The sequence below is a fragment of the Rhizobium sp. BR 317 genome, assembly GCF_047445835.1.
Classification (GTDB): Bacteria; Pseudomonadota; Alphaproteobacteria; order Rhizobiales; family Rhizobiaceae; genus Rhizobium; species Rhizobium paranaense.
In genome coordinates this window covers 238,612-244,611 of the sequence record NZ_JARWLB010000010.1, presented here as the reverse complement: position 1 = coordinate 244,611, position 6,000 = coordinate 238,612, and the positions used below count along the sequence as shown (strand labels likewise).

Here is a 6,000-nt window from a genome sequence, read left to right as displayed (position 1 = left end):
CCATTGTCCAACTGATTGCCGCAACCACGACCAAAGCCGGTCTCACAGTCAAGTCCGAGATCGACACCAATATCTACCCCGCCGGCATCAAGGTCAGCGATGCCGAGATGGATGCGATCAACATCAACCGTCATCAATTCCATGGCGATTGGAACTACACAATCAGCCCAATCATCCCACCACCGGTGCGATAATTTATCAACAGTGCCTTATCGCCGGGAAAACCGACAAGGACTCGCAGAAGATCGCCACGCTGTTGTTCGATCTCGATCACTTCAAAGCGATCAACGATCGTTATGGCCACCAGACAGGCGATATCGTGCTTGCCGAATTCGCCCGCATCGGACGGCAGTTCGTGCCGCGCGGCGGCGCATTCGGCCGCATGGGTGGCGAGGAATTCACCGCCTTCGTCCTCGTCGACGACCAGTCGGAGGCCGAGGCGATCGCCGAGACTATCCGCATGGAATTCTGCCGGGTGCCGCTGCTTGCCGGCCGCTCATTGGTGCCGGCGACCGTCAGTATCGGTCTGGCGATCATGCCGTGCGACACCGCCAACTGGGACCGGCTGGTTTCCGCCGCCGATCGGGCGCTTTATGCCGCCAAGCGCGCCGGCCGCAACTGCACGATCGTCTTCAGCGAAACGGAAGCGGCAACGGCCACGGATACGCCGCCCGATCCCAACGGCGGTGAACTTGTGCCGACGCTCGACGATCAGATCCATGCTCTGCGCCGCCTCGGCACTTTGTCGCGGATGTAATGGCCTTTTCCCAGCCGATTTATTCCGATAATCCTTTCGTCATGACCACATCCTCCGTTTTCTCCATCGATCCCGTCGCGCGTCGCGTGTCCCTCAATGCCCGCGATCCCGCCTTCTACAACAATCCGAACGCCGTCTACACTGCCTTGCATGCCGAATGTCCCACCTTCTATTGGGAACAGCAGCAGCAATGGTATTTCACCGGCTATGATCATGTGAACGGCCTGCTGCGCGACCGCCGCTTCGGCCGGCAGATCCTGCATATCGCCAGCCGCGAAGAACTCGGCCTGCCCGCACCGCAGCCACATCTGAAAAACTTCGACCTTGCCGAACAGCATTCGCTTCTCGAAATCGAACCGCCGGAACACACGCGGCTGAGAACCCTCGTCAATCGCGCTTTCGTCTCGCGTCACGTCGAGAAGATGAAGCCGGAGCTGGCCGAGCTCGCCAACCGGCTGATCGACAATTTCGAGAAAAAAGGCGAAGTCGAACTGCTGTCGGCCTTTGCCGACATCATTCCCGTCACGATGATCGCGCGGATGATCGGCATTCCGGAAGAGATGGGGCCGCAGTTGCTGAAGTGGTCGCATGCCTATGTGCGTATGTACATCTTCGGCCGCACGCCCGAAGATGAGATCGCGGCGGATCAGGCGGCCAAGGAATTTGCCGACTACGTGAAAACAGTCATTCGCGAGCGCCGCGCCAATCCGCGCGACGATCTCCTCACCCATATGATCACCACTGAGCACAAGGGCCAGTATCTGACGGAAGACGAGCTGGTCTCGACGACGATCGTGCTGCTCAATGCCGGCCACGAGGCGACGGTGCACCAGATCGGCAATTCCGTTCGCGTCATCCTGGAGAGCGGCTATGCGCCGGCCGAGCTTTTCAAGGACGAGGCGACAACGGAGCGCACGGTCGAGGAAACCCTGCGGATCTGCGCGCCCGTGCATGTTTTCCAGCGCTGGTGCCTGGAGTCGGCGGAGATCGACGGCGTTTCCTTCGAGCGTGGCGACAAGGCGGCATTGATTCTCGCCGCCGCCAATCTGGACCCCACGAAGTTCTCCGATCCCCTCACCTTCAAGCCCGACCGCAATGAAGCGCCCAACCTCTCCTTCGGCGCCGGCATCCATTTCTGCATCGGTGCGCCGTTGGCGCGGCTGGAATTGAATGCGGTGCTGCCGATCCTGTTCGAGCGCCTGCGCGGCCTGAAGCTCAAGAAGACGCCGGAGGTCAAGGACCTCTATCAATTCCATGGCCTCGACAAGCTGGAATTGAGCTGGTGAGTTAAGTTCGACGACGTCGATGTCGAACGACGCGCCGGGCTCATGAATCATCCCCCAAAACGCAGATGGCGCGCCGGGTGGGCGCGCCATCGCAAAATCACTGGAAGCGGGACGGTGCCGCCTCTTCCGTATCAGCCGTAACGGCCGGTGATGTAGTCTTCCGTGCGCTTGACTTTCGGCGCCTGGAAAATCTGCTCGGTCGGGCCGTATTCGATCAGGTCGCCAAGATACATGAAGGCGGTGTTGTCGGAGATGCGGCTTGCCTGCTGCATGTTGTGCGTCACGATGACGATCGTAAACTCGCCCTTCAACTGCGACACGAGTTCTTCGATCTTAGCGGTCGAGATCGGATCGAGAGCCGAGGTCGGCTCGTCGAGAAGCAGCACGGACGGCTTGACCGCGATGGCGCGGGCGATGCAGAGGCGCTGCTGCTGACCGCCGGAAAGGCCAAGTCCGCTCTGGTGCAGCTTGTCCTTCACTTCGCTCCACAACGCAGTTTCCGTCAGCGCCGCTTCGACGCGAGCGTCCATTTCCGCCTTGGAAATCTTCTCATAGAGCCGGATGCCGAAAGCGACGTTCTCATAGATCGACATCGGGAACGGCGTCGGCTTCTGGAACACCATGCCGACCTTGGCACGCAAATCGTTCAGATCGACGTCCTTCGCAAGGATATTGCGGCCGTCCAGCAGGATCTCGCCCCCAACCGTCTGGCCCGGATAGAGATCATACATCCGATTGAAGGTGCGCAGCAGCGTGGACTTACCGCAACCCGAAGGGCCGATGAAGGCGGTKACCGCATTCTTGCGGATGTTCATATTGACACCCTTCAGAACGCGATGACCGTTCTGATAGGTGAAATCGAGGTTCTTCACCTCAAGTTTCGCGACGCCACCGACACCCGACTGAGAAACGGCGTCCTTCCCCGGCTGTGTGTTGACGCTCTGAAAATTGCTATCGCTCATGTTCATGGTTTCATTCCTATCGTTCGGCGGCTGCGTCACTGGCGGCGCCCACTCAAGACACGGGCAAGGATGTTGAGGGCAAGGATGGCAACGGTGATGATCAGCGCGCCGGCCCAAGCCAATTGTTTGAGATCCTCGCCTGCATCGGCGGCGAGCGTATTGATGGCAACCGGCAGCGTGGCGATTGGACCGGTCAGTCCCGCATTCATGAATTTGCTGTAGCCGGCCGTGAAGAGAAGCGGCGCGGTTTCGCCGCTGATACGGGCTACGGCCAGCAGGATGCCGGTGAGGATGCCCGTCCAGGCGGAACGGTAGATCACCATCATCATGGACTTCCAGCGCGGCGCGCCGAGCGCGGCGGTCGCCTCACGAAGCGCATTTGGCACCAGCATTAGCATGTCCTGCGTCGTGCGATTGACGACCGGGAGAGCGATCAGCGCCAGCGCGAGGATGCCGGCGATGGCAGAGTTGCCGTGCATGGGCACGACCACGGCACCGTAGACGAACACACCGACGATGATCGAGGGTGCGGACAGCAGGATGTCATTGATGAACTTGGCAGCTTCGGCAAGCTTGGTGCCGTTGGCATATTCCACCAGATAGGTGCCGGCGAGAATGCCGATCGGCGCGGCGATCAGGATGGCGGCGCCCGTGACCAGCACAGTGCCGTAGATGGCGTTGATCAGGCCGCCGCGCGAGCCCTGAGCTGGGATCGACATTGTGAAAACGTCGAGGCTGAGCGCCGATACACCGCGATAAACCAGGGTCACAAGGATAACGCTGAGAAAGAATATGCCGAGGATGGCCGCGAGAAAGCACAGGGCCATCATCACCCGGTTCTTCCCATAACGCCTCGACACGAGGTTCTGACGAATTGCATTTTCCATCGGTTTTTCCTCAGAGCGAGTCGCCGCGGCCGATCATCCACCTCGCCAGCGCAAGCACGCAGAAGGAAAGGACGAACAGGAGCAGGCCGAGCGCAATCAGGCTCGACAATTGCAGACCGTCGGCATCGCCGAAGTTATTCGCGATCTGGGCGGAAATGGTGGTGGATGGCGAGATGATCGACGCTTGCAGACGGCTTACCGAGCCTACAACGAAGGTGACGGCCATGGTTTCGCCAAGCGCGCGGCCGAGGCCGAGCATGATGCCGCCAACGAGGCCGCGACGCGTATATGGGATCAGGATGTTACGAGCCACTTCCCATGTGGTCATGCCCATGCCGTAAGCCGATTCACGCAGCATCGGCGGCACGGTGCTGAACACGTCGCGGGCGATCGCGGTGATGAACGGCAGGATCATGACAGCCAGCACGAGGCTTGCCGTCAACAAGCCGACACCCGGCGCCGGCGGCTGGAATAGCAAGCCGATCACCGGCACCTGGCCGATCGTCATCATAAGAAAGGGCAGGACATAATTCTGCATCAGCGGCACGAGAATGAACAGACCGACGATGCCGTAGATAATGGAGGGAACGCCCGCCAGAAGCTCGATGGCCGTGCTGATCGGACGACGCAGGCTACCGGGGCAAAGTTCCGTGAGGAAGATGGCGATGCCGATGCCGAGCGGAACGGCAATCAGCATGGAGATGAACGCACTCACCAGCGTGCCGACCACGGCAGGCACAGCACCGTAGATATCGGCTGGAGCGCTCCACTTCGTGCCCCAAAGGAACGACAATCCGAAGGTCTGGAAGGTCGGCAAGGCATCGATGACAAGAACCGCAAGGATTGCCAGCAGCAGAAGCACGACAAGAGTAGCCGAGCCAAGCGTCATAAAATAGAAAATCCGATCCTGTATCCGGAATTTTCTGGTGGCGGCGGTGGTATCCACAGCCTGGAAGCCAGCCGTCTGAATCGCGTCAGCCATCGATTTCCCCTTGTCCTGTCACGAAAGGCGGACAGGGCTTATACCCTGTCCGCCGCAACTTCTCAGCCAGCACAAATTACTTCGTGCCGAAGTCCTTCTTCCAGGACTCTTCGACAACAGCGGCAACAGTTTCCGGGACCGCCAGATAGGACAGAGCGGTCGCATCCTTCTGACCGTTCTGATAGGCCCACTTGAAGAACTTCAGAGCTTCTTCGTTCTTAGCAGCATCGGCAGGCTTCTTGTAGAGCATAACCCAGGTCGAAGCTGCAATCGGCCAGCTCTTTTCGCCCGGCTGATTGGTGATGATCAGGTTGAAGTTCTTAGCATGAGCCCAATCGGCGTTGGAAGCAGCAGCCTTGAAGGTGTCGAGGCTCGGCTCGATAACCTTGCCGGCAGCATTCTTCATCTTCGCGAAACCGATGTGATTGGCGACGACGTAGGAATATTCAACGTAGGAGATCGAACCAGCGGTCTGGTTGACAGTGGTGGAAACGCCTTCGGAACCCTTGGCGCCGAAGCCGACCGGCCATTCAACTGCCGTGTTCGAACCAACCTTTTCCTTCCACTCCGGCGAAACCTTCGATAGGTAATCGGTGAAGTTGAAGGTCGTGCCCGAGCTGTCGGCACGATAAACGACGGAGATCGCCGTGGAAGGCAGCTTCAGGTCGGGGTTGAGGGCCTTGATGGCCGTGTCGTCCCACTTGGCAATCTTGCCGAGGAAGATGTCGCCCAGCGTCTTGCCGTCGAGAACGAGTTCGCCCGGCTTTACGCCTTCAACGTTATAGGAAACGACGATACCGCCGGAGATCATCGGGAACTGGGCAATGCCGTTCTTCTCGAGGTCAGCGTCGCTCATCGGCTTGTCCGAAGCGCCGAATACGATGGTCTTGTCGAGGAGCTGCTTGATGCCAGCGCCCGAACCAACCGACTGGTAGTTGACGACATTGTTCGTCGCAGCCTTGTAGCCTTCGGCCCACTTGGACAGAACCGGAGCGATGAAGCTCGAGCCGGCGCCCGTGATGTCGGCAGCCGAGGCCGAAACGGCCATAACCGCGATGAAGCCTGCAGTCAGGCAAAGCGAACGAAATTTCTGATTCAACATGATTGAACTCACTTCCTCAAGTGA

Annotated in this window: 6 protein-coding genes and 1 pseudogene; 3 read left to right on the top strand and 4 right to left on the bottom strand. The window is 59.3% G+C overall.

Annotation, left to right across the window (positions count from 1 at the left end; all coding sequences use genetic code 11):
- The 3 genes and pseudogenes from QD357_RS18125 to QD357_RS18115 all read left to right on the top strand — a co-directional run.
- Nucleotides 1-194, top strand: a 194-nt coding sequence (locus QD357_RS18125) for an ISAzo13-like element transposase-related protein (RefSeq protein WP_414124658.1), incomplete at its 5' end; no start/stop codon positions are given.
- A gap of 38 nt (nucleotides 195-232) precedes the next feature.
- Nucleotides 233-757: pseudogene (locus QD357_RS18120) on the top strand (GGDEF domain-containing protein); the annotation flags it as partial.
- A gap of 41 nt (nucleotides 758-798) precedes the next feature.
- Nucleotides 799-2,043 carry a cytochrome P450 gene (locus QD357_RS18115; protein WP_107108110.1) on the top strand — a complete coding sequence of 415 codons (1,245 nt, stop codon included), beginning with the start codon at nucleotides 799-801 and terminating at the stop codon, nucleotides 2,041-2,043.
- Nucleotides 2,044-2,174: 131 nt separating this feature from the next.
- On the opposite strand, the gene pstB is transcribed toward QD357_RS18115, so the two are convergent.
- From pstB to pstS, 4 genes are all read right to left on the bottom strand, one after another.
- Nucleotides 2,175-3,011: a phosphate ABC transporter ATP-binding protein PstB gene (gene pstB, locus QD357_RS18110; RefSeq protein WP_107107716.1), complete on the bottom strand. Its 837-nt coding sequence runs from the start codon at nucleotides 3,009-3,011 to the stop codon at nucleotides 2,175-2,177.
- Between the two features lie 29 nt (nucleotides 3,012-3,040).
- A complete protein-coding gene (gene pstA / locus QD357_RS18105) occupies nucleotides 3,041-3,892 on the bottom strand; it encodes a phosphate ABC transporter permease PstA (RefSeq protein WP_107107715.1) in 852 nt (283 codons plus the stop codon).
- A 10-nt stretch (nucleotides 3,893-3,902) separates the two neighbouring features.
- Nucleotides 3,903-4,874, bottom strand: a complete 972-nt coding sequence (gene pstC / locus QD357_RS18100) for a phosphate ABC transporter permease subunit PstC (protein ID WP_107107714.1) — start codon at nucleotides 4,872-4,874, stop codon at nucleotides 3,903-3,905.
- 76 nt (nucleotides 4,875-4,950) lie between these two features.
- Nucleotides 4,951-5,922, bottom strand: coding sequence for a phosphate ABC transporter substrate-binding protein PstS (pstS, locus tag QD357_RS18095; protein WP_245407464.1), 972 nt, complete (start codon nucleotides 5,920-5,922; stop codon nucleotides 4,951-4,953).
- Between the last annotated feature and the right edge of the window lie 78 nt (nucleotides 5,923-6,000).

Excerpts from the sequence above, each read along its gene's own strand:
- QD357_RS18115 (WP_107108110.1), top strand. The coding sequence starts at position 799 with ATGACCACATCCTCCGTTTTCTCCATCGATCCCGTCGCGCGTCGCGTG.
- pstA (WP_107107715.1), bottom strand. The coding sequence starts at position 3,892 with ATGGAAAATGCAATTCGTCAGAACCTCGTGTCGAGGCGTTATGGGAAG.
- pstC (WP_107107714.1), bottom strand. The coding sequence starts at position 4,874 with ATGGCTGACGCGATTCAGACGGCTGGCTTCCAGGCTGTGGATACCACC.
- pstS (WP_245407464.1), bottom strand. The coding sequence starts at position 5,922 with ATGGCCGTTTCGGCCTCGGCTGCCGACATCACGGGCGCCGGCTCGAGC.